We start from the raw sequence: 20,051 nt of genomic DNA, 5'->3' as shown, positions 1-20,051 counted from the left end.
CCCCGCTGCTTTTACCCGCGTCTCCGGAAGCGGGGCAGCCGGGCAAGCCCGGCTCTACTCAATCCTCCGTGGCCTCCGTCTCGGCCTCCAGCTCCAGGAAGCCACCGGACTGCCGCTGCCACAGTTGCGCGTACAGCCCGCCGTGTGCCAGCAGTTGCTCGTGCGTGCCCTGTTCGACGATCCGGCCCTGGTCCATCACCACCAGCCGGTCCATCGCCGCGATCGTGGACAGGCGGTGGGCGATCGCGATTACCGTCTTGCCCTGCATCAGCCGGTACAGGTTCTCCTGGATCACCGCCTCCACTTCCGAGTCCAGCGCCGAGGTCGCCTCGTCCAGCACCAGGATCGGCGCGTTCTTCAGCAGCACGCGGGCGATGGCGATTCGCTGGCGCTGCCCGCCCGACAGCTTCACCCCGCGCTCGCCGACCTGGGCGTCGTAGCCGCGGTGCCCCTTGGCATCGACCAGTTCCTGGATGAAGCCGTCCGCATCGGCCTGGCGCGCCGCCTCGACCATCTCCGCCTCGCTGGCGCCGGGCCGGCCGTAGAGGAGGTTGTCGCGCACCGGGCGGTGCAGCAGCGAGGTGTCCTGGGTGACCACGCCGATCGAAGCGCGCAGCGAATCCTGGGTGACCGTGGCGATGTCGGTGCCGTCGATCCTGATCGCGCCGCCTTCGCGGTCGTAGAAGCGCAGCAGCAGGTTGACCAGGGTCGACTTGCCGGCGCCGGAGCGGCCGACCAGCCCGACCTTCTCGCCGGGGCGCACGTGCAGGTCCAGGCCCTCGATCACGCCGCCCTGCTTGCCGTAGTGGAAGGTGACGTGCTCGAAGCGGATGTCGCCGCGCACCGGGCCGATGTCCTTCGCGCCGGCGGCATCGTCCACCGTGGCCGGCAGCGCGATCGAGTTGATCCCGTCCTGCACCGTGCCGATGTTCTCGAACAGCGCCGACATCTCCCACATGATCCATTGCGACATGCCCATCAGCCGCAGCACGAAGGCGATGGCCACCGCGATCGCGCCGACGCTCACCGCATCGTCCATCCACAGGGTGATGCCGGTGGTCGCCACCGCGAACAGCAGCAGCATGTTCAGCGTGTCGTTGCTGACGTTGACGATGGTCGCCAGGCGCATCTGCCGGTGCACCGTGCCGAGGAACCCGTCCATCGACTCGCGCGCGTAGTCCTCCTCGCGGTGCGAATGCGAGAACAGCTTGACCGTGGCGATGTTGGTGTAGCTGTCCACGATCCGCCCGGTCATGGTCGAGCGCGCGTCGGCCTGGGCCTGGGCGACCTTGTTCAGGCGCGGGATCGCCCAGCGCAGCAGCAGCGCGTAGGCCAGCAGCCAGCCGGCGAACGGCAGCATCAGCCGCCAGTCGGCCGCGGCGGCCACCAGCAGCGCGCCGCCGAAATAGACGATGACGTAGTTGCCAACGTCCAGGATCTTGATCACCGTCTCGCGTACCGCCAGCGAGGTCTGCATCAGCTTGGTGGCGATGCGCCCGGCGAACTCGTCCTGGAAGTAGTCCATCGACTGCCGCAGCAGGTAGCGGTGCACCCGCCAGCGGATCCGCATCGGGAAATTGCCGAGCAGGGTCTGGTGGATGACCATCGCGCTGAGCAGGTTCAGGCCCGGCATCACCACCAGCACCACCAGCGCCATCAGTGCGAAGTTCCAGCCTTCCTCGGCCAGGAAGGTGGCAGGGGTATGGCTGGACAGGCGGTCGACGATCGAGCCGGTGAACGCGTACAGCGACACTTCGGTGACCGCGATGGCGGTGGTCAGCAGCGCCATCAGCAGCAGCCATGGCTCGGCGCCGCGGGTGTAGTGGCGGCAGAACGCGTACAGCGTGCGCGGCGGTTGGGAGGCGGGGACGGCCGGATATGGATCCAGCCGGGTTTCGAACCAGCGCAGCATCGGGGGCGTCCTGGGCAGGGGCACGGGACCGGCCTCCGTGCGCCGGCCCATTGTCGGTCAATCGCGGCGCGGTGGCGTGGGCGCCGCGTGGACGCGGCCGTTCAGCGGTCCAGCGGGATACCGAAGTGGAACGAGGTGATCCGCAGCCGCTCGCGCAGGTAGAACGCGTGGGCGTCGGTGCGCTGGGTGCCCGAATCCAGCTGGAGGCTGGCGCAGCCCAGGGCGCGGGCCTGGTCCTTCAGCCAGTCGAGCAGGGCCTTGCCGTGGCCGCTGCTGCGCGTGGTCGCGTCGGTGACCAGGTCGTCCACGTACAGGAAGCGGCCGTGGGCCAGCATCTCCTGCACCCGCCAGCCGGCGAAGGCCCGCGGGATCCCGCGGGCGTCGTACAGCACCGTAGCCTGCCAGCCCTCGGCCAGCTGGCGCAGCGCCTGGGCGACGAAAGCGTGCTCGTCCAGGTGCGGGCGCAGCTGCACGACCACCGGCCATGCCGCGCGCAGGGCCGCCTCGTCACCGGCCGCGCGGATGTCCGCTGCGGTGCCCCCGCTCACGGCTGCTGCCATGCCGGACTCACCACGAGAACAGTTTCCAGTAGGTCTGCGGCAGCTTGTCGGCGTCGTCGCGGTCCAGCGCGCCGTCGCCATCGCGGTCGTACAGGTAGTACGGCGCGCCGCGCACCGGGGTGATCTTGACCATGCGCAGCTGGCCGGCGACGCGGTATTCCTCGAACACGTCGCCGTTGTCCAGGGTACGCGTGGCGACCTCGGCGCCGCTGACATCCACCGGTGCGCCGGTGCTGGCGCAGCCGGCCAGGGCGAGGGTGGCGGCCAAGGCCGCGGCGAAGAGGATCGTCCTGTGCATGGCGGTTCCCTGTCGTGCGTGCCGGCATTATGCCGCGCCCGCGCCGGCATGGCGTGCCGGCGGGACCGGGCCGGGCCGTGGCCGTAGAATGCCGGCATGAAACGCCTCGTCCTGATCGACGGTTCCAGCTACCTCTACCGCGCCTTCCACGCGCTGCCGCCGCTGAGCAACACCGCCGGCGAGCCGACCGGCGCGCTGTTCGGCGTGGTCAACATGCTGCGCGCCACGCTGAAGGAAAAACCCGACCACGTCGCCTTCGTGGTCGACGCGCCCGGCAAGACCTTCCGCGACGACCTCTACCCGGCGTACAAGGCCAACCGCCCGCCGATGCCCGACGACCTGCGCGCCCAGGTGCAGCCGATGTGCGAGATCGTGCATGCGCTGGGCATCGACATCCTGCGCGTGGACGGCGTGGAGGCCGACGACGTGATCGGCACGCTGGCCGTGCAGGGCGCCGGCGAAGGAATGGAAGTGACCATCTCCACCAGCGACAAGGACTTCGCCCAGCTGGTGCGCGCGCCCGGCGTGGATGGCGGCTCGATCGCGCTGGTCAACACCATGAGCGGCAGCCGGATGGATTCGGATGCGGCGGTGATGGAGAAGTTCGGCGTGCGCGCCGGCCAGATCGTCGACCTGCTGGCGCTGATGGGCGATGCGGTCGACAACGTGCCGGGCGTGGAGAAGTGCGGCCCGAAGACCGCCGCCAAGTGGCTGGGCGAATACGGCTCGCTCGACGGCGTCATCGCCCAGGCCGGAGCGATCAAGGGCAAGATCGGCGACAACCTGCGCGCGGCGCTGGAGCGGCTGCCGCTGAACCGTGAACTGGTCACGATCAAGACCGACGTGGCGCTGGAGCAGGCGCCGTCGTCGCTGGTCCTGCGCGAGCCGCAGGTGGAGCAGCTGCGCGCGCTGTACCAGCGCTACGGCTTCAACCAGGCGCTGAAGGAACTGGAGGCCGGCGCGGTCGCCGCGGCGGGCGGCAGCGGCCCGGTGCTGGCGGTGGCCGAGAAGGAGCCGGGGCGTTCACGCGGCAGCGGTTTCGTCTCAGCCGCAACGGCGGCACCGGCCGTCGCGCTGGATCCGGCCCTGGCCGTGCCCGGCGAGTACGAAATGGTGACCACGGTGGAGCGGCTGCAGGACTGGATCGCGCGCCTGCGTGCCGCCGGCCAGTTCGCCTTCGACACCGAGACCGACAGCCTGGACGCCATGCGCGCCAACCTGGTCGGGCTGAGCTTCGCCTGCGAGCCCGGCAAGGCCGCGTACGTGCCGCTGGCCCACGACTATCCCGGCGTGCCGGCGCAGCTGGACCGCGCGCAGGCGCTGGACCTGCTGCGCCCGCTGCTCGAGGACCCTGCGGTGCGCAAGCTCGGCCAGCACGGCAAGTACGACCTGCACGTGATGCGCCGCCACGGCATCGTGCTGGCCGGCTACGCCGATGACACCCTGCTGGAGAGTTTCGTGCTCGAATCCGGCAGCGCCCGCCACGACATGGACAGCCTGGCGCGCCGCCACCTCGGCTACGAGACCACCAAGTACGAGGACGTGGCTGGCAAGGGCGCCAAACAGATCCCGTTCTCGCAGGTGGCCGTCGACGACGCCACCGGCTACGCCGCCGAGGACGCCGACATCACCCTGCGCCTGCACCGCGTGCTGGCGCCGCGGCTGGCCGCCGAGCCGGCGCTGGAGCGCGTCTACCGCGAGATCGAGATGCCGCTGGTGGCGGTGCTGGAGCGGATCGAGGCCAATGGCGTGAAGGTCGACGCGGACGAACTGCGCCGGCAGAGCGCGGACCTGTCGCGGCGCATGCTGGCCGCGCAGCAGAAGGCCACCGAGCTGGCCGGGCGCAGCTTCAACCTGGATTCGCCCAAGCAGCTGCAGGCACTGCTGTTCGACGAACTGGGCCTGCCGGCGCTGGTGAAGACGCCCAAGGGCCAGCCGTCCACCAACGAAGATGCGCTGGAGGCGATCGCCGACCAGCACGAACTGCCGCGGGTGATCCTCGAGTACCGCGGCCTGGCGAAACTGCGCAGCACCTACACCGACAAGCTGCCGGAGATGGTCAACCCGGATACCGGCCGAGTCCACACCAGCTACCACCAGGCCGGCGCGGCGACCGGGCGGCTGTCGTCCTCCGATCCGAACCTGCAGAACATCCCGATCCGCACCGACGACGGCCGCCGCATCCGCCGCGCCTTCGTCGCTCCGCCGGGCCGCAAGCTGGTGGCCTGCGACTACTCGCAGATCGAGCTGCGGATCATGGCCCACCTGTCGCAGGACCCGGGCCTGGTGCGCGCCTTCGAGTCCGGCGCGGACATCCACAAGGCCACGGCCGCCGAGGTGTTCGGGCGGTCGCTGGACGAGGTCACCGGCAACGAGCGCCGCGCCGCCAAGGCGATCAACTTCGGCCTGATGTACGGCATGGGTGCGTTCGGCCTGGCCAGGCAGCTTGGCATCGGCCGCGGCGAGGCGCAGGACTACATCGCCCTGTACTTCAGCCGCTACCCGGGCGTGCGCGACTACATGGAGCGCACCCGCGAGCAGGCCCGTGAGCAGGGCTACGTGGAGACCGTATCCGGTCGCCGCCTGTACCTGGAGTACATCCGCGCCGGCAACCAGGCCCAGCGCGCCGGCGCCGAGCGCGCGGCGATCAACGCGCCGATGCAGGGCACCGCCGCGGACATCATCAAGCGGGCGATGGTCGCGGTGGACGGCTGGCTGGCCGGGCATGCGTCGCAGGCGCTGATGATCCTGCAGGTCCACGACGAACTGGTGTTCGAGGCCGATGCGGACTTCGCTACGACTTTGGTCGAAGAGGCCGGCCGGCTGATGGCCTCGGCGGCGCAACTGAGCGTTCCGCTGGTGGTGGAAAGTGGCGTCGGCGACAACTGGGACGAGGCCCACTGACGGCCGATCAGGCACTTCCGCGGCGGCATTTTTTGTTACATCGCCGTTCCAGTGCCGGACAAATGAATCCGTGCTAAATCCAGCGGATTCTTAACCGCGTTCTTCACGATCCATCCATGTTCGGAATGGTGTCATAGCCCTCGACAGGTGCAACGCCTGTCGCGGATCTCTCCCTTCCCCTGGAGCAGATCTACACGGAACGGGGCTCCTCCCCAAGTCGCCGTTCCCGGCCCCGCCAACCTCCCCCTGGTCGGCGGGGCTTTTTTATGTCCGCGCCCCGCCGGGCTCACCGGTTCAGGCCAGCCAGTCCCGCGGCACCAGGTACTCCTGCAGTCGCGCCTCGTCGCTGCCGTGTTCAGGCTGGAAGCCGTATTCCCAGCGCACCCGCGGCGGCAGGCTCATCAGGATCGATTCGGTGCGGCCGCCGCTCTGCAGGCCGAACAGGGTGCCACGGTCGTAGACCAGGTTGAACTCGACGTAGCGGCCGCGCCGGTACAGCTGGAACTCGCGCTCGCGCTCGCCGTATGGGATATCGCGGCGGCGCTCCACGATCGGCAGGTAGGCGTCGAGGAAGCCGTCGCCGACCGCGCGCAGGTAGGCGAAGTCGCGCTCGAAGTCCTCGTGCAGGTCGTCGAAGAACAGCCCGCCCACGCCGCGGGTCTCGTTGCGGTGGCGCAGGAAGAAGTAGTCGTCGCACCAGCGCTTGTGCTCGGCGTAGCGTTCCGGGCCGAACGGCGCGCACAGCCCGGCGGCGGTGCGGTGCCAGTGGGCCACGTCCTCGTCGAACGGGTAGAACGGGGTCAGGTCGAAACCGCCGCCGAACCACCAGGCCACCGTCTCGCCATCGCGCTCGGCGCGGAAGTGGCGGACGTTGGCATGGGTGGTGGGCAGGTAGGGATTGCGCGGGTGGAACACCAGCGATACCCCCGCCGCGCGCCAGGAGGCGCCGGCCAGTTCCGGCCGCGCCGCGCTGGCCGAGGGCGGCAGGCGGCTGCCACGCACGTCGGAGAAGCCGATCCCGGCCTGTTCGAACACCGCGCCCTCGCGCAGCACCCGGGTGCGGCCGCCGCCGGCGTGGCTGGCGTTGCCGTCGGGCGTGCGCGTCCAGGCGTCCTCGGTGAAGCGGGCCTGGCCGTCGGCGGCCTCGATGGCGGCGCAGATCCGGTCCTGCAGGCCGGTCAGGTAGTCGCGTACGACGTCGAAGTTCGGTTCCATGGGGCGTGATTCTAGCCGGCGAGGCCCCGGCCCCCTTGATCGCGATCAAACCGCATCCAGGCGCGTGGCGCGGGTCCCGGAGCGCGGACAGGGGCCGCGGTGACTCAGTCCCGTGGCGGCCCGAACTGGGCGCGGACCGGCGCGGTGCACAGTTGCCAGGCGATCCAGGCGTGCACGCCGGCAATGGCCAACGCACCGCCCAGGCTGGTGACCCAGACCAGGCGCCGGCTCGACTGCAGCTGCGCGATCGCCTGCTGGCCTTCGGGCGCGAGCCGCATCGAGGCCGGGAACATCGCCAGCGCGCTGTCGAACAGCGGATCGATCCCGGCCAGCGCGGCGAAGTTGGCCAGCGCGCCGAACACCAGCAGGGCGATGAAGGCCAAGCGCGCCCATTCGCGACGCCGCAACAGGCCCCAGGCGGACGCCAGCAGCGCCAGCGACAGGCCCAGCATCGCCAGCGCCAGCACGTTCCGCCATGCGAACAGGTTGGCCAGCAGCGGCGGCACCAGCCCCTGCGCGGCCAGGTCGGCCACCAGCGCGTCCGGGATCAGCAGGCCCACCAGAAATTGCGCCAATGCCCAGGCCGAACCCAGCGCGGCCAGCACCAGCGAGATCCAGCCCAGCGAGGTGACGAAGACGGCGGCGTTCCGGTCCGGAGCGTGCATGGGTTCGGGTCCTGGCATGGCGCGGCGCGGGCGGACCGCGTGCCCGGCGGCCGGTTTCCCGGCGCCGGGCGCGGCACTCACTTCAGCCTGCGCTCGAACAGCTTCAGGATCCGCTTGTACTCGTCCAGCCACGAATCGGCACGGGTGAAGCCGTGCCGCTCCAGCGGGTAGGGCGCGATCTCCCAGTCGTCCTTGTGCAGTTCGATCAGGCGCTGGGTCAGCATCACCGAATCGCGGAAGAACACGTTGTCGTCGATCATGCCGTGGGCGATCAGCAGCTCGTCCTGCAGGCCCTGCGCGTACTCGATCGGCGAGGACTTCCTGTAGGCCTCCGGATCGAGCTCGGGCGTGTTGAGGATGTTGGACGTGTACTCGTGGTTGTACTGGGTCCAGTCCACCACCGGGCGCAGCGCGGCGCCGGCCTTGAACGTGCCCGGCGAACGGAACAGGGCCATGAAGGTCATGAAGCCGCCGTAGCTGCCGCCGTAGATGCCGGCGCGGTCGCGGTCGCCCTGGTGGTTGGCGACCACCCAGTCCAGGCCGTCCAGGTAATCCTCCAGCTCCGGGTGGCCCATCTGCCGGTAGATCGCGGTACGCCAGTCGCGGCCGTAGCCCTCGCTGCCGCGATAGTCCAGGTCCAGCACCACGTAGCCCTTCTCCACCAGCAGCTGGTGGAACATCTGCTCGCGGAAGTAGTTCGGGTAGCGCGCGGCCACGTTCTGCAGGTAGCCGGCACCGTGCACGAACATCGCCACCGGGTACTTGCGGCCCGGCTCGTAGTCCTTCGGTCCGTAGAACTTGCCCCAGACCGTGCCGGCGCCGTGCTTCGACGGCACCTGCACGTACTGCGGGCGGATCCACTCGCGCGCCTTGAACGCGGCGCTGCGGGTGTCGGTGAGCACGCGCGCCGGGCCGCCTTCGAACGGCACCACCGCCAGCTGCGGCGGCAGGTAGCTGTCCGAGTAGCGCACCAGCAGCTGGCGGCCGTCGGGCGAGAGGCTGAAGTCTTCCACGCCGTCGAGCGCGGTGACTTCGCGGACCTGGCCGTTGGCCAGGTCCAGCGCGCAGACTTCGTAGTCGCCTGGCCACTTGCGGTTGCACAGGAACAGGAAGCCGTTGCCGTTGGCGCTGGGCACCGGCGAGGACGCCTCCCATGCACCGGAGGTGCGCTGGCGCGGCTTTTCGCCGCCGGCCTGAGTGTAGAGGTGCGAGTATCCCGACTCCTCCGACAGCAGCCACAGCGTGCGGTTGTCCGGCAGCCAGCCGAAATCGTTGAAGTTCCAGTTGATCCAGGCCGGGTCGGTGAGGCGGTGGCGCGGCTGCAGCACCGCCTGTTCCAGGTCCACCGCGGCGATCCAGCGGTCCTTGTTGTCGACCGCGCGCAGCATCACCGCCACGCTGCGGCCGTCGTTGCTCCAGCGCACGGCGGGGCCGGCGCGCTCGCTGTTGACCTGCACCGGGCGCAGGCCCTTGAGCGGGTCCTTGCCGGCGGCCTTGCGCAGGCCAGCCAGCGGGTCGGTGCCGATGCCGGGCAGCGGGTCACGCTTGAGCTCGCGCACCGAGCCGGTGGCCGCATCCACCAGCCACAGCGTGTGCGGCAGCGGATCGTTGCGGCCGACGCGGGTGCGGACTTCCTCGAACTCCTCGTAGCCGGACTCGGTCACGTAGTTGGGCATCTTGCCTTCGCGGCCGGCGTCGGCGCCCTTCTCCTTCGTCACCACGAGCAGGTGGCGGCCGTCGGGCGAAAGGCTGCTGTCGACGATCTCGACCTTGTCGCCCAGGTACGCCGGGCCGGGGGCGCGGGTCGGGTCGGCCTTGCGCCAGATTTCCTCCTGCGCGCGCTGCGCCTCGCGCAGCTCGCGGTCGCGGCGCAGGGTGTCCAGGGTGCGCAGCTGCTGCTCGTGCAGCGTGTCGGCCTTGGGCGGCGCGGCCGGGTCCTTCTCGGCCTTGAGCGAAACCACCTGGGCCACGCCGGCGCCGGAGTTCCACTTGAACCCGTCGTTGCCGGCGCGCCAGATCACTCCGCCGTCGGCGGCGAAGCGCGGCTGCGACTCGGCCGCGGCGGTGCGGCTGAGCTGGGCCAGCGCGCCGGTCCCGAGGTCGCGCAGGAACACGTCGCCGTTGCGGACGAAGGCCGCGCGCCGGCGCTGTGCGTCGTAGACCGGGTCGGGCGCGTCGAGGGCGCCGCGCTCGGCGTCGGCGACCTTCTGCAGCGCGCCGCCGGCGATGGACTGGCGCCAGGTGTCGCGGATGCTGGCGCCTTCGCGCCTCAGCAGCAGCTGCGCCTCGCGGCCGTCCCAGCTCCACCAGGCGCGTTCCACCGGCGGGCCGATCCAGTCCGGGTCGGCCATCGCCTGCTCGATGGTCAGCGGCGCGGTCGGCGCCACCAGCGGTGCGGCGGTGGACGTGGCGGGCGCCGGCGCCTGGGCGGCCGCGGCCGGCGCCAGGGCAAGGGCCAGCGGCAGCAGCGACAGGGGCAGGGCGTGCAGCAACGATCGGGTCATGTCGGGCGCGAGGCAGGTATGGAGCCGGGCAGGGTAGCAGCCGGGTGGCGGCCGGCCACTGTGGAAGGTCATGCCCGGAGCAGGCGTCGCGCACGGCCTCGCAGGTCGCCGTGCGGCTTGCCTGCCTGCGCCGCCGCCGCCATGCTGGCCGCCTCGCAGGGCAGGCAACGGGCTTGCCGCAGGAACCGGTCAGTCACCCGATGTCCGCCGTCATCCAATCCCCCGGCCCGCTGCCGGAATGCTTGCCGCTGGCCGTCGGCGACCCCGGCCGGGTGCTGCTGTTCGGTGGCGGCCGCAGGCTGGGGCTCGGCGAATTCCTGGCCGAGGCCCGGGCGCTGGCGGCGACCCTGCCCGAGGCGCGCCACGTCGCGCACCTGGCCGAAGACCGGCACCGCTTCCTGCTCGGATTCTGCGCGGCCGCGCTGCGCGGCCAGGCCGCCCTGCTGCCGCCTTCCGGCGCCCCGGGCGCGGTGGCCGAGATCCTGCGTAGGCACGGCGACGGTGGCGCCTACCGGCTGGACGCGTCGTCGCCGCTGCCTTCCGGTGCGCCGGGACCGGCGCCGGACATGCCGCAGGTGGTCGCCGGCGCGCTGGCCGCGATCGGCTACACCTCCGGCAGCACCGGGCAGCCGCAGGCGCACGCCAAGACCTGGGCGGCGTTCGCCGCCGGCACCGCGCAGAACCTGGCGGCGCTGCGCGACCTGTGGGGCGATGCGCAGCCGTGGATCGTGGCCACGGTGCCGCCGCAGCACATGTACGGAATGGAGATGTCGGTGCTGCTGCCGCTGCTCGGCGGCGCGGCGGTGCACGCCGGGCGTCCGCTGCTGCCGGCCGACGTGGCGCGCGCACTGGAGGAGGCCGGCGGCGCGCGGCTGCTGGTGACCACGCCGGCACACCTGCGCGCGCTGCTGCAGTCGGGGGTGGCGCTGCCGCCGCTGGCCGGGATCGTGTCCGCCACCGCGCCGTTGCCGCGCGAACTGGCCGCCGCGGCCGAGGCGCGTTTCGGCGCCGAAGTGCGCGAGGTCTTCGGCTCGACCGAAACCTGCGTGATCGCGCGCCGCCGCCCGGCGCGGGAGACGGCGTGGACGCCATTGCCCGGCGTGCGCCTGGCGCCGCAGCCGGGCGGCACCCTGGTGCACGCGCCGCACCTGCCGGCGCCGGTCGCGCTGGCCGACCTGGTCGAAATCGAGGCCGGCGGCTGCTTCCAACTGCGCGGGCGCCAGGCCGACCTGCTCGAGATCGGCGGCAAGCGCGCCTCGCTGGGCGACATCACCCGGCGCCTGCTCGCCGGGCCCGGGGTCGAGGACGGGGTGATCGTGCAGCTGGAACCGGAGCGCGCCGGTGGCGTCGGCCGCATCGCCGCGCTGGCGGGGGCGCCGGGGCTGGCCGCCGCCGACATCGTCGCCGCGCTGCGCGCCACGGTCGATCCGGTGTTCCTGCCACGCCGGATACGCCTGCTGCCGCGCCTGCCGCGCAACGCCACCGGCAAGCTGCGCCGCGACGAGCTGCTGGCACTGCTGGCCGACGCACCCGCGCCCTAGGGATGCAAACCTGGCCCCCGCGTTCATCGGCCGTCGCGGAAGCGGCGCGTGGCGCACCCTAGAATCGCCCGGCCGCATCCCGTGGTGCCTTCCGCTGTCCCCGCCGTGTCCACGCTCACCGCCCCGCGCCCGTTCCTCCGCCCCCGCCTGCCCGCACGGGCGACGCTGGCCGCGCTGCTGCTGGCCGCCTGCGGCGGCGGCACGCGCCCGGAACCGCCGCCGGCCGTGGTCGCGCCAGCGGTCGCCGCGCCGGCGCCCGACCCGGTGCTGCCGCCGCTGCGCATCGGCCTGGCCCTGGGCGGTGGCGCGGCCAAGGGCTTCGCCCACATCGGCGTGATCAAGATGCTGGAGGCCAACGGCCTGCAGCCGGTGGTGGTGTCGGGCACCAGCGCCGGCAGCGTGGTCGGCGCGCTGTACGCCAGCGGCATGGACCCATTCAAGTTGCAGGAGCGCGCGGTGGCGCTGGACGAGGCCAGCATCCGCGACGTGCGCCTGTTCTCCGGTGGCCTGGTGCAGGGGCTGAAGCTGCAGGACTACGTCAATCAGAGCGTGGACAACCGGCCGATCGAACGCATGCGCAAGCCGTTCGCCGCGGTCGCCACGCAGCTGGAAACCGGCGAGCGCACGGTCTTCATCCGCGGCAACACCGGCCAGGCGGTGCGTGCGTCGAGCAGCGTGCCGGGCGTGTTCGAGCCGGTGACCATCGGCAGGTTCCAGTACGTGGACGGCGGCGTGGTCAGCCCGGTGCCGGTGGATGCCGCGCGCCAGCTCGGCGCCGATTTCGTCATCGCCGTGGACATCTCCAGCAAGGCCGGCGGCAAGCGCCCGGACGGCATGCTCGGCATCGTCAACCAGTCGATCGCGATCATGGGCCAGAAGCTGGGCGAGCAGGAGCTGGCGCGTGCCGACGCGGTGATCCGGCCCAAGGTGCTGGATATCGGCGGTGCCGACTTCACCCAGCGCAACCGCGCGATCCTGGAAGGCGAAAAGGCCGCGCTGGCCGCGTTGCCGCAGATCCGTGCCGCGATGCAGGAGCTGAAGGCGCAGCGGCTCGCCCAGGCGCGCGAACAGCGCGAGCAGCAGGCCCGCGCCGCCGCGCAGCGCGAGGCCGCGCTGGCGCCGGCACCGAAGCCGGAGTGCGCGGAAGAGGGCTGGAGCTGGAATCCGCTGAAGAAGAAGGACGGCTGCGCGGCGTCCAACTGACGGCTGCGGGGCGGCCGGTCAGCCCGCGGCCGGTCCGTGCACGCCGTCGATCTCCATCCGCAGTTCGCGCCGGCAGACCTGGGCGTGCAGCAGCAGGCGCGGCACCGACGGGTCCAGCTGCTCGTCCAGGCGCCGCGCGACCGTGCCGGCATCGGCCGCGTCGCGCACGTAGACCTTCAGCAGGCTGCCGGCGCCCAGCGCAGCGGGCAGCGCGGGCACGGTGCGCCGGGCGGCGTCGATCACGCCGCGGAGGTTGGCCAGGGTCTCGTCCACTTGCGCCTGCACCGAACCGGAATGCTGCGAGGCATGGCCGACGATCGCCGCGGTGCCCGACAGCAGCAGCGGCATCGCCGCGCCCGCCGGCGGCAGCATCGCCCGGGCGAAGCTGGGCGGCTGCGGGCCGTATTCGCGCGGATAGCGGTAGGCGCTGACCTGGCGCGGGTTCTCCACCGGCGTGCCCGGCACGCGCGCGGCCAGCCAGTACACCTGCAGCTGGCGGCGGCCGTCGCAGCGGCCGATCGCGGTGGCCGCCGGCAGGGTTTCCGCCGCTTGCACGCCCGAGCCCGCGGTGCGGCCGACGCAGAAGCGGCGGTAGCGCTCTTCGTCGCCTTCACCCAGGGTGATGGCGTCCATGTAGTTCCAGATGCGCAGCAGGTGCGGGGTGCTGCTGCCGGCGAGGAAGGCGCGGATGCGCGCGTAGGCCTGCGCCGTGGCCACCTCGATGCCGGCGTCCGCTTCGTCGACGGTGATCGCGCCGAACAGCAGCCGGCCGTCGCTGGCCCACGCCACGCCGTCGTCGCGGCCACTGGCCACCGGCGCGTCGCTGCGCCAGACCTCGACCAGCGGCGACGAACCGGGCAGCGGCTGCAGCGGCACCCGCAACCAGCGCGGATCGTCCAGCACCGGCGCCGCGTCGCCGAAGCCGAACACCGCCAGAACGCGCGGATCGTCCAGCTGCTGCGCCAGGGTGTCGGCCGGCGCGTACGAGAACGCCAGCGCGGGCGTGGCCGGGGCGGTGTCGAAGGGCTGCGGCCGGCTCACGGGTTGCCGCCCTGCAGTGTGTCGCCCCTGGAGCGCCCGCCGGTCCCGCCGGTGGCCGCGCCGTGAGCCGTCTCCGGGTGCGCCGCGGCGGGCGCGATCGGGGGATACGGCGGTGCGGACGGGGTCATGCGGGGGCAGCTGCGGGTCGCGGGTGGGGTGCACAAATGATAACGCGGGCTTCCCGCGCGGTTTCACCGGGCAACGACGTCATCCGGGCTTGCGCGCCGGCGGCCGATGCCGGATCGTGGCCGGCCTTGCAAGCTCCCCCCGGAACCGAACGATGCAGCAACAGACCGACGCCGAACGCGAACTGGCCCAGCTCCTGGTCGAGAGCCTGAACCTGGAAGGCGTGGCGCCGCAGGCGATCGACCCGGAAGCGCCGCTGTTCAACGACGGCCTGGGGCTGGATTCGATCGACGCGCTGGAACTGGCGCTGGCGGTGGGCAAGCGCTACGGCGTGCAGTTGCGCGCCGACGGCGAGGACAACAGCCGCATCTTCGCTTCGCTGCGCGCGCTGTCGGCGCATGTCCAGTCGCAGCGCGCCGGCTGAGGCGGGCGCCGTGGAAGACCCGGCCGGCCGCGACCGCATCGCCGCGCTGGCCCTGCCGCTGGAAGTGCTGCTGGTCGTGGCCTATCCGGTCCTGGCCCACCTGGCCGGCGCGCGGGGTGGCCCCTGGGCGGCGCTGGCACTGGCCGACCTGGCCCTGCTGTTGCTGCTGCGCCCGCTGCTGCACCGGCGCTGGTGGGCGCTGGGCGTGCTCGCGCTGCTGCTGGCGTGGCTGGCGGCAGCGGCCGGCTCGGCCTGGCTGGAGCTGCTGCTGCTGGCGCCGCCGGTGCTGTTCACCGGCTGGCTGGCGTGGTGGTTCGCGCGCAGCCTGCGCGCCGGACATGCGCCGCTGGTGGAGCGGATCGTGGTCGCGCTGTACGCGCAGGCCGGCTGGCCGGTTCCGCCGGGATTGCCCGGCTACGCCCGCCGCCTGACCGCGGCCTGGGCGGCGCTGCTGGCGTTCCTGGCCCTGGCCAACGCGCTGCTGGCGCTGTGCGCGGTGCCGGGCGGGGTGCTGCATGCATTCGGCGTCGAGCCGTGGGTGGCGGTGCCGCACGCGGCGTGGTCGTGGTTCGCCAACCTGCTCAACTACGGCGTGGTCGGCGGCTTCATGCTGGCCGAGTTCCAGTACCGCAAGCGCCGCTTCCCGCAACGGCCGTACCGCAACGCCTTCGAATTCGCGCGGCGCATGGCCGCGCTGGGCCCGGCGTTCTGGCGCGGCCTGCTGCGCTGACGCGCGCGTCCGGCCTGCGCCGTATCCTTGGCCCATGCGTTTCCGGATCCCAAGCGACGATTCCTGCCTGGACGGGCACTTCCCCGGCCGCCCGCTGGTGCCCGGGGTGGTGGTGCTGGAGCGCGTGCTCGCCGCGGTCGAGGCCGGGCACGGGCCGCTCGGCCCGCTGCGGCTGCCGCAGGTGAAATTCCTGCGGCCGCTGTTGCCGGGAGAGGAGGCCGAGGTGGTGCTGTCCGGGGCGGCGCCGTGCTGGCGCTTCGAGGTGCGCGGCCGCGAAGGCGTGCTCGCGCGCGGCGAGGTGCAGGCATCGGCAGCGGACGCAGGCGGCGATGCGCAGGTGGTGGCGCATGGCTGAAAACCGCGCGCCGTCGGAGCCGTCGTGGAAGCGGCGGCCCGAGGGCGGCACCCGCGCCTCGCTGGCGCTGATCGTCGGTATCGCCCGCCACGGCGGGCGCGGGCTGGCCCGGTTGTGCCTGTATCCGATCACGCTGTATTTCCTGGTGGTGCGCGGCCCGGAGCGGCGTGCTTCGCGGGCCTGGCTGTCGCGCGTGCACGGGCGCCGCGCGGGCAACTGGGCCGCGGCGCGCCACATCCACGCCTTCGCCGCGACCATTCTCGACCGGATCTATCTGCTCGGCGGGCAGGGCGGGCGCTTCGATATCCGCGTGCATGGCCTGGCGCCGCTGGAAGCGCTGCTCGATGCCGGCCGCGGCGCGCTGCTGTTCGGATCGCACCTGGGCAGTTTCGACGCACTGCGCACGCTGTCGCGCACGCGCCCGGGCCTGCAGGTGCGGATCGTGCTCGACCGTGCGCAGAACCCGGTGCTCACCGGGATCTTCGATTCGCTCGATCCGGCGATGGCCGGCGCGGTGATCGATGGCGGCCGGCCGGGCGTGGAGATCGCGCTGGAAATCCAGCAGGCGCTGGAGGCCGGTGCGCTGGTCGCGCTGCTGGTCGACCGCGCGCAGCCGCACGAGGACACCGCCGCGGTGCCGTTCCTCGGCCAGCCGGCGCACTTCCCGCTCACGCCGTGGAAGCTGGCCGCGGCGCTGCACGCACCGGTGCTGCTGTGCTTCGGCCTGTACCGCGGCGGCAGGCGCTACGACCTGCACTTCGAACCCTTCCTCGATCCGGCGGTCGAAGGCCCGCCACCGCCGCGCGGCGCGCGCGCCGAATGGCTGCGCGGGCAGGTGGCCGCGTACGCGCGGCGGCTGGAACACCACGCGCGGCAGGCACCGCGCAACTGGTTCAACTTCTACGATTTCTGGAGCGACAGTGGCGATGAGATCCCGTTCGAGCGCCGGTCCGCGCGCGTGGTCCCGGCTGGCGATCCTGCTGTGCGCGGTGACGGCGCCGGGACTCGCCGCGCCTGACGCCGCCGCAGCTGGCGACGCGGTGCCGGTCGACGCGGCCTGGATCCTGCAGGCGGTGGCGCGGCCGGCGCCCAGCCGCACCGGTTTCGTCGAACTGCGCGATTCGCCGATGCTCAAGCAGCCGCTGCGGCTGGAAGGCGAGTACCGGCGCGAGGCCGACGACCGCCTGGTCCGCCAGGTGCGCGTGCCCTACGCAGAGACCACGACCCTGGCCGGCGGCGAAGCGGTCGTAGAGCGCGCCGGCCGCGCGCCGCGCCGCCTCGCCCTGCGCCAGGTGCCGGAACTGGCCGCGGTGCAGGCCGGCTTCGGCGCGCTGCTGGCCGGCGACGCCGAACTGCTGCGGCAGACCTACATGCTGGAGGCCAGCGGCTCGCGCGGGCAATGGCAGTTGCGGCTGCTGCCGCGCGATCCGCGCCTGGCCGCCGCGCTGCAGCGCATCGACCTGCATGGCCGGGATGCCGAGCTGCGCTGCGTGGAGAACCATCCGGCCAAGGGTCCGCCGCAGCGCACGCTGATGGGCACCGCGGCCGAGGCCGCGGCCGGCGTGGCCGATGCCGCTGCGCTGGCCGCGCTGTGCCACGGCGACGGCACGCGATGAACGAAGGCGCGCGTCCGCGGCGCATGCGCCTGGTGCTGCTGCTGGCGTGGCTGGCGGTGCTCGCCATCGCCACGTGGGCGCTGGGCCGCGGCCTGCGCATGGAAGAGGACCTGCGCCGCTTCCTGCCCACGCCGCGCACGCCGGCACAGGTGCTGCTGGTGGACGAACTGGGCGAAGGGCCGGGTTCGCGCGTGCTGCTGCTGGCGCTGTCCGGCGCGCCGCCCGAGGCGTTGGCCACGCGATCGCAGGCGCTGCGTTCCGCGCTGGCGGCACGGCCGGAGATCGCGCTCGCCGCCAACGGCGGGCACGGCGGCATCGACGCGGTGCCCGCTCAGCTGCGTCCGTACCGTTACCTGCTGTCGCCGACCATGGACACGCAGCCGCTGGACGCCGTGTTCCTGCGCGACGAACTCGAACAGCGGATGCAGGACCTGGGCTCGCCGGCCGCGGCACTGGTCGAACCGCTGCTGCCCTCCGACCCGACCCTGGAAACCCTGCGCCTGGCCGAACGGTGGCAGCCGGCCAACGCACCGGAGCGGCGCCATGGCGTATGGTTCGACCGCGCCGGCACGCAGGCGCTGCTGCTGGTGCAGACCCATGCCGCCGGCTTCGACAGCGCCGGCCAGCAGGCGGCACTGGCGGCGATCCAGGAGGCGTTCGCGGCGACGGCGCGCGACGACGCCACCGCGGCGCGACTGGAAATCTCCGGCCCCGGTGCCTTCGCCGTGGCTATCCGCGACCGCACCGAGCGCGAGATGCGCTGGATCGGCACCGCCGACACGCTCGGCCTGCTGCTGTTGCTGGGCCTGGCCTACCGGCGCTGGAGCATGCCGCTGTTCGGCGCGCTGCCGCTGGCCAGCGGCGGGCTGGCCGGGCTCGGCGCGGTGGCGCTGCTGTTCGACGGCGTGCACGGCATCACCATCGCCTTCGGCTTCACCCTCATCGGTGTCGCCCAGGATTACCCGATCCATTTCTTCAGCCACCTGCGCCCGGGCCAGCCGCCGCGCGAGACGGTGCGCGCGTTGTGGCCGACCCTGGCGACCGGCGTGGTCGCCACCTGTATTGCCTACGCGACCTTCCTGCTCTCCGGCGTCGAAGGACTGCAGCAGCTGGCGGTGTTCACCATCGCCGGGCTGGGCGTGGCCGCCGCGACCACGCGCTGGTTGCTGCCACGCGTGGTGCTGCCGGCGCGCCGCGACCCGGCGCATTCGCCGTGGCTGGCGCGACTGTGGCGCGGCATCGAGCGGCTGCCGCGGCCGCGCCTTGCGCTGGTGGCGCTGGCGCTGGCAGCGCTGGTGGTGGCCGCCTTCGCACCCGGCGCGTTCTGGCAGAACGATCTCTCGCGGCTGACCCCGGTGCCGCCGGCGGACCTGCAGCGCGATGCGCAGCTGCGCGCCGAACTGGGCGCGCCGGACGTGCGTTATCTGCTTGCCGTGCAGGGCGCCGATGCCGAAGCGGTGCTGCGGGCCTCCGAACGCCTGGCGCCGGTGCTGCAGCGGTTGCAGTCGCAAGGCGTGCTCGACGGCTACGACCTGGCCGCGCGCTACCTGCCCAGCACCGCCACCCAGCGCGCGCGCCAGGCCGCGCTGCCGGACACGCCGCAGTTGCAGCAGGCGCTGGCCGAAGCGCTGGCCGACCTGCCGTTCCGCGACGATGCCTTCGCGCCGTTCGTCGAGGACGTGGCCACCGCACGCGCGGCGCTGCCGCTTGCCGCCGACGACCTCGCAGGCACGCCGCTGGAACTGGCGGTCTCCGGCCTGCTGCTGCGTGGCGAGGGCCACGCCACCGCGCTGGTCTCGCTCACCGGGCTGCACGATCCGGCCGCGCTGGCGGCAGCGGTCGAACCGCTGGGCACGCAACTGCTGGACCTGAAGCAGGCCTCCGAATCGCTGGTCGCGCAGTGGCGGCTGCGCGCGCTCGCCGCGCTGGCGGTGGCCGCGCTGCTGCTGGCCGGCACCGTGTGGCTGGCCCTGCGCGCGCCGCGCCGGGTGCTGCGCGTGCTCGCGCCGATGGCCGTATCCACCTTGTTGATCCTGGCGGTGCTGCGCGGCCTGGGCGTGGAACTGAACCTGTTCCACCTGGTCTCGCTGGTGCTGGCCGCCGGTCTTGGCCTGGACTACGCACTGTTCTTCGACCACGCCGGCGACGATCGCGATGGACAGCTGCGGACCCTGCACGCGGTGATCGTATGCAGCCTGACCACGCTGCTGGTGTTCAGCCTGCTGGCGCTGTCCTCGATCCCGGTGCTGCGCGCGATCGGCGGCACCGTCGCCCTGGGCGTGCTGTTCAACTTCGCCCTGGCGCTGCTGGTTGCGCGTGCGCCGGCGATGGAGCGCGGGGCGTGAGCGCGGCGGTGCTGGATCGCGCCGGCATCCTCGCCCTGGTCCCGCACCAGGGCCCGATGTGCCTGTGGGACGAAGTGCTGGAATGGGACGCGCAGCGCATCCGCCTGCGCGCGCGCAACCACACCGGTGCGGCGCATCCGCTGCGTGTCCGCGGCCGCCTGCCTGCGGTGGCGCTGTGCGAATACGGCGCCCAGGCGATGGCCGTGCACGGTGGCCTGCTGGCCTCCGCGCAGGGTGGCCGCGCGGCTGCGGGCGTGCTGGTGGCGCTGCGCGGGATCGAACTGGCGGTGGCGCGCCTGGACGACCTGTACGGCGCGCTGGACGGAGAGGCCGAGCTGCTCGCGGCCGGCGAAGCCAGCCAGCAGTACGCCTTCCGCCTCCTCCACGAAGGCCGCCTGCTCGCCCGCGGTCGCGCCACCGCGAAGCTCCTGGCGTCCCCCGAGTCCACCGCACCGCCCGTGGCTCCCCTGTAGGAGCCCACTTCAGGGCACCTCTAAAAACCCCCGTCACCCCGTATCCTGAGCACCTCGCATCGCACCGAGGTCCATACCGATGATCAGCCTGTTTGCCGGGGACGAGCGCAAGGCCAAGCGTGAGCGGCTGGGCGATCCG

General features: G+C 72.6%; 17 protein-coding genes. 10 read left to right on the top strand and 7 right to left on the bottom strand.

The window, feature by feature from the left end; genetic code table 11:
- Positions 1-58: 58 nt before the first annotated feature.
- The 3 genes from CSC64_RS07615 to CSC64_RS07605 form a co-directional block, all read right to left on the bottom strand.
- Entirely contained in the window at positions 59-1,912 is a 1,854-nt protein-coding gene (locus CSC64_RS07615; protein ID WP_162434720.1) for an ABC transporter ATP-binding protein, read from the bottom strand.
- Positions 1,913-2,013: 101 nt separating this feature from the next.
- Positions 2,014-2,472 (bottom strand): GNAT family N-acetyltransferase, encoded by a 459-nt coding sequence (locus tag CSC64_RS07610; protein ID WP_162434719.1) that lies wholly within the window; start codon positions 2,470-2,472, stop codon positions 2,014-2,016.
- A gap of 7 nt (positions 2,473-2,479) precedes the next feature.
- Entirely contained in the window at positions 2,480-2,770 is a 291-nt protein-coding gene (locus CSC64_RS07605; protein ID WP_162434718.1) for a DUF2782 domain-containing protein, read from the bottom strand.
- 96 nt (positions 2,771-2,866) lie between these two features.
- On the opposite strand from CSC64_RS07605, the gene polA reads away from it, so the two are divergent.
- Entirely contained in the window at positions 2,867-5,674 is a 2,808-nt protein-coding gene (gene polA / locus CSC64_RS07600) for a DNA polymerase I (RefSeq protein WP_162434717.1), read from the top strand.
- Positions 5,675-5,968: 294 nt separating this feature from the next.
- On the opposite strand, the gene hemF is transcribed toward polA, so the two are convergent.
- The 3 genes from hemF to CSC64_RS07585 all read right to left on the bottom strand — a co-directional run bounded on the left by hemF (position 5,969) and on the right by CSC64_RS07585 (position 10,058).
- Positions 5,969-6,889, bottom strand: a complete 921-nt coding sequence (hemF, locus tag CSC64_RS07595) for an oxygen-dependent coproporphyrinogen oxidase (protein WP_162434716.1) — start codon at positions 6,887-6,889, stop codon at positions 5,969-5,971.
- Positions 6,890-6,993: 104 nt separating this feature from the next.
- Positions 6,994-7,554, bottom strand: coding sequence for a hypothetical protein (locus tag CSC64_RS07590; RefSeq protein WP_162434715.1), 561 nt, complete (start codon positions 7,552-7,554; stop codon positions 6,994-6,996).
- Between the two features lie 77 nt (positions 7,555-7,631).
- Positions 7,632-10,058 carry a S9 family peptidase gene (locus tag CSC64_RS07585; RefSeq protein WP_162434714.1) on the bottom strand — a complete coding sequence of 809 codons (2,427 nt, stop codon included), beginning with the start codon at positions 10,056-10,058 and terminating at the stop codon, positions 7,632-7,634.
- 200 nt (positions 10,059-10,258) lie between these two features.
- Between CSC64_RS07585 and CSC64_RS07580 the strand changes: the two genes are divergently transcribed.
- A complete protein-coding gene (locus tag CSC64_RS07580) occupies positions 10,259-11,599 on the top strand; it encodes an AMP-binding protein (RefSeq protein ID WP_162434713.1) in 1,341 nt (446 codons plus the stop codon).
- 147 nt (positions 11,600-11,746) lie between these two features.
- Entirely contained in the window at positions 11,747-12,802 is a 1,056-nt protein-coding gene (locus CSC64_RS07575; protein WP_162434756.1) for a patatin-like phospholipase family protein, read from the top strand.
- Between the two features lie 18 nt (positions 12,803-12,820).
- Here CSC64_RS07575 and CSC64_RS07570 read toward each other — a convergent pair whose 3' ends face one another.
- Entirely contained in the window at positions 12,821-13,843 is a 1,023-nt protein-coding gene (locus CSC64_RS07570; RefSeq protein WP_425501687.1) for a chorismate transformation FkbO/Hyg5 family protein, read from the bottom strand.
- 280 nt (positions 13,844-14,123) lie between these two features.
- On the opposite strand from CSC64_RS07570, the gene CSC64_RS07565 reads away from it, so the two are divergent.
- The 7 genes from CSC64_RS07565 to CSC64_RS07535 are packed head-to-tail and all read left to right on the top strand — an operon-like array spanning position 14,124 to position 19,912.
- Complete coding sequence (locus CSC64_RS07565) at positions 14,124-14,393, top strand: phosphopantetheine-binding protein (protein WP_162434712.1); 270 nt, start codon at positions 14,124-14,126, stop codon at positions 14,391-14,393.
- Complete coding sequence (locus CSC64_RS07560; RefSeq protein WP_238389814.1) at positions 14,368-15,123, top strand: COG4648 family protein; 756 nt, start codon at positions 14,368-14,370, stop codon at positions 15,121-15,123. The genes CSC64_RS07565 and CSC64_RS07560 overlap by 26 nt, the downstream gene beginning before the upstream one ends.
- 34 nt (positions 15,124-15,157) lie before the next feature.
- On the top strand, positions 15,158-15,478 hold the full coding sequence (locus CSC64_RS07555; RefSeq protein WP_162434711.1) for an ApeI family dehydratase: 321 nt from the start codon (positions 15,158-15,160) through the stop codon (positions 15,476-15,478).
- The gene (locus CSC64_RS07550) at positions 15,471-16,496 is read left to right on the top strand and encodes a lysophospholipid acyltransferase family protein (RefSeq protein WP_162434710.1); all 1,026 of its coding nucleotides are present in this window, start codon (positions 15,471-15,473) and stop codon (positions 16,494-16,496) included. The genes CSC64_RS07555 and CSC64_RS07550 overlap by 8 nt, the downstream gene beginning before the upstream one ends.
- A complete protein-coding gene (locus CSC64_RS07545) occupies positions 16,468-17,094 on the top strand; it encodes a LolA-related protein (RefSeq protein WP_338014847.1) in 627 nt (208 codons plus the stop codon). The genes CSC64_RS07550 and CSC64_RS07545 overlap by 29 nt, the downstream gene beginning before the upstream one ends.
- Complete coding sequence (locus CSC64_RS07540) at positions 17,091-19,439, top strand: MMPL family transporter (RefSeq protein ID WP_238389804.1); 2,349 nt, start codon at positions 17,091-17,093, stop codon at positions 19,437-19,439. The genes CSC64_RS07545 and CSC64_RS07540 overlap by 4 nt, the downstream gene beginning before the upstream one ends.
- Before the next feature lie 56 nt (positions 19,440-19,495).
- Positions 19,496-19,912 carry a hotdog family protein gene (locus tag CSC64_RS07535; RefSeq protein WP_162434751.1) on the top strand — a complete coding sequence of 139 codons (417 nt, stop codon included), beginning with the start codon at positions 19,496-19,498 and terminating at the stop codon, positions 19,910-19,912.
- Positions 19,913-20,051 lie beyond the last annotated feature (139 nt).

This window comes from Pseudoxanthomonas koreensis, assembly GCF_010093225.1.
In the GTDB taxonomy this organism is placed as follows: Bacteria; Pseudomonadota; Gammaproteobacteria; order Xanthomonadales; family Xanthomonadaceae; genus Pseudoxanthomonas; species Pseudoxanthomonas koreensis.
This window is presented reverse-complemented; position numbering and strand designations above follow the sequence as displayed.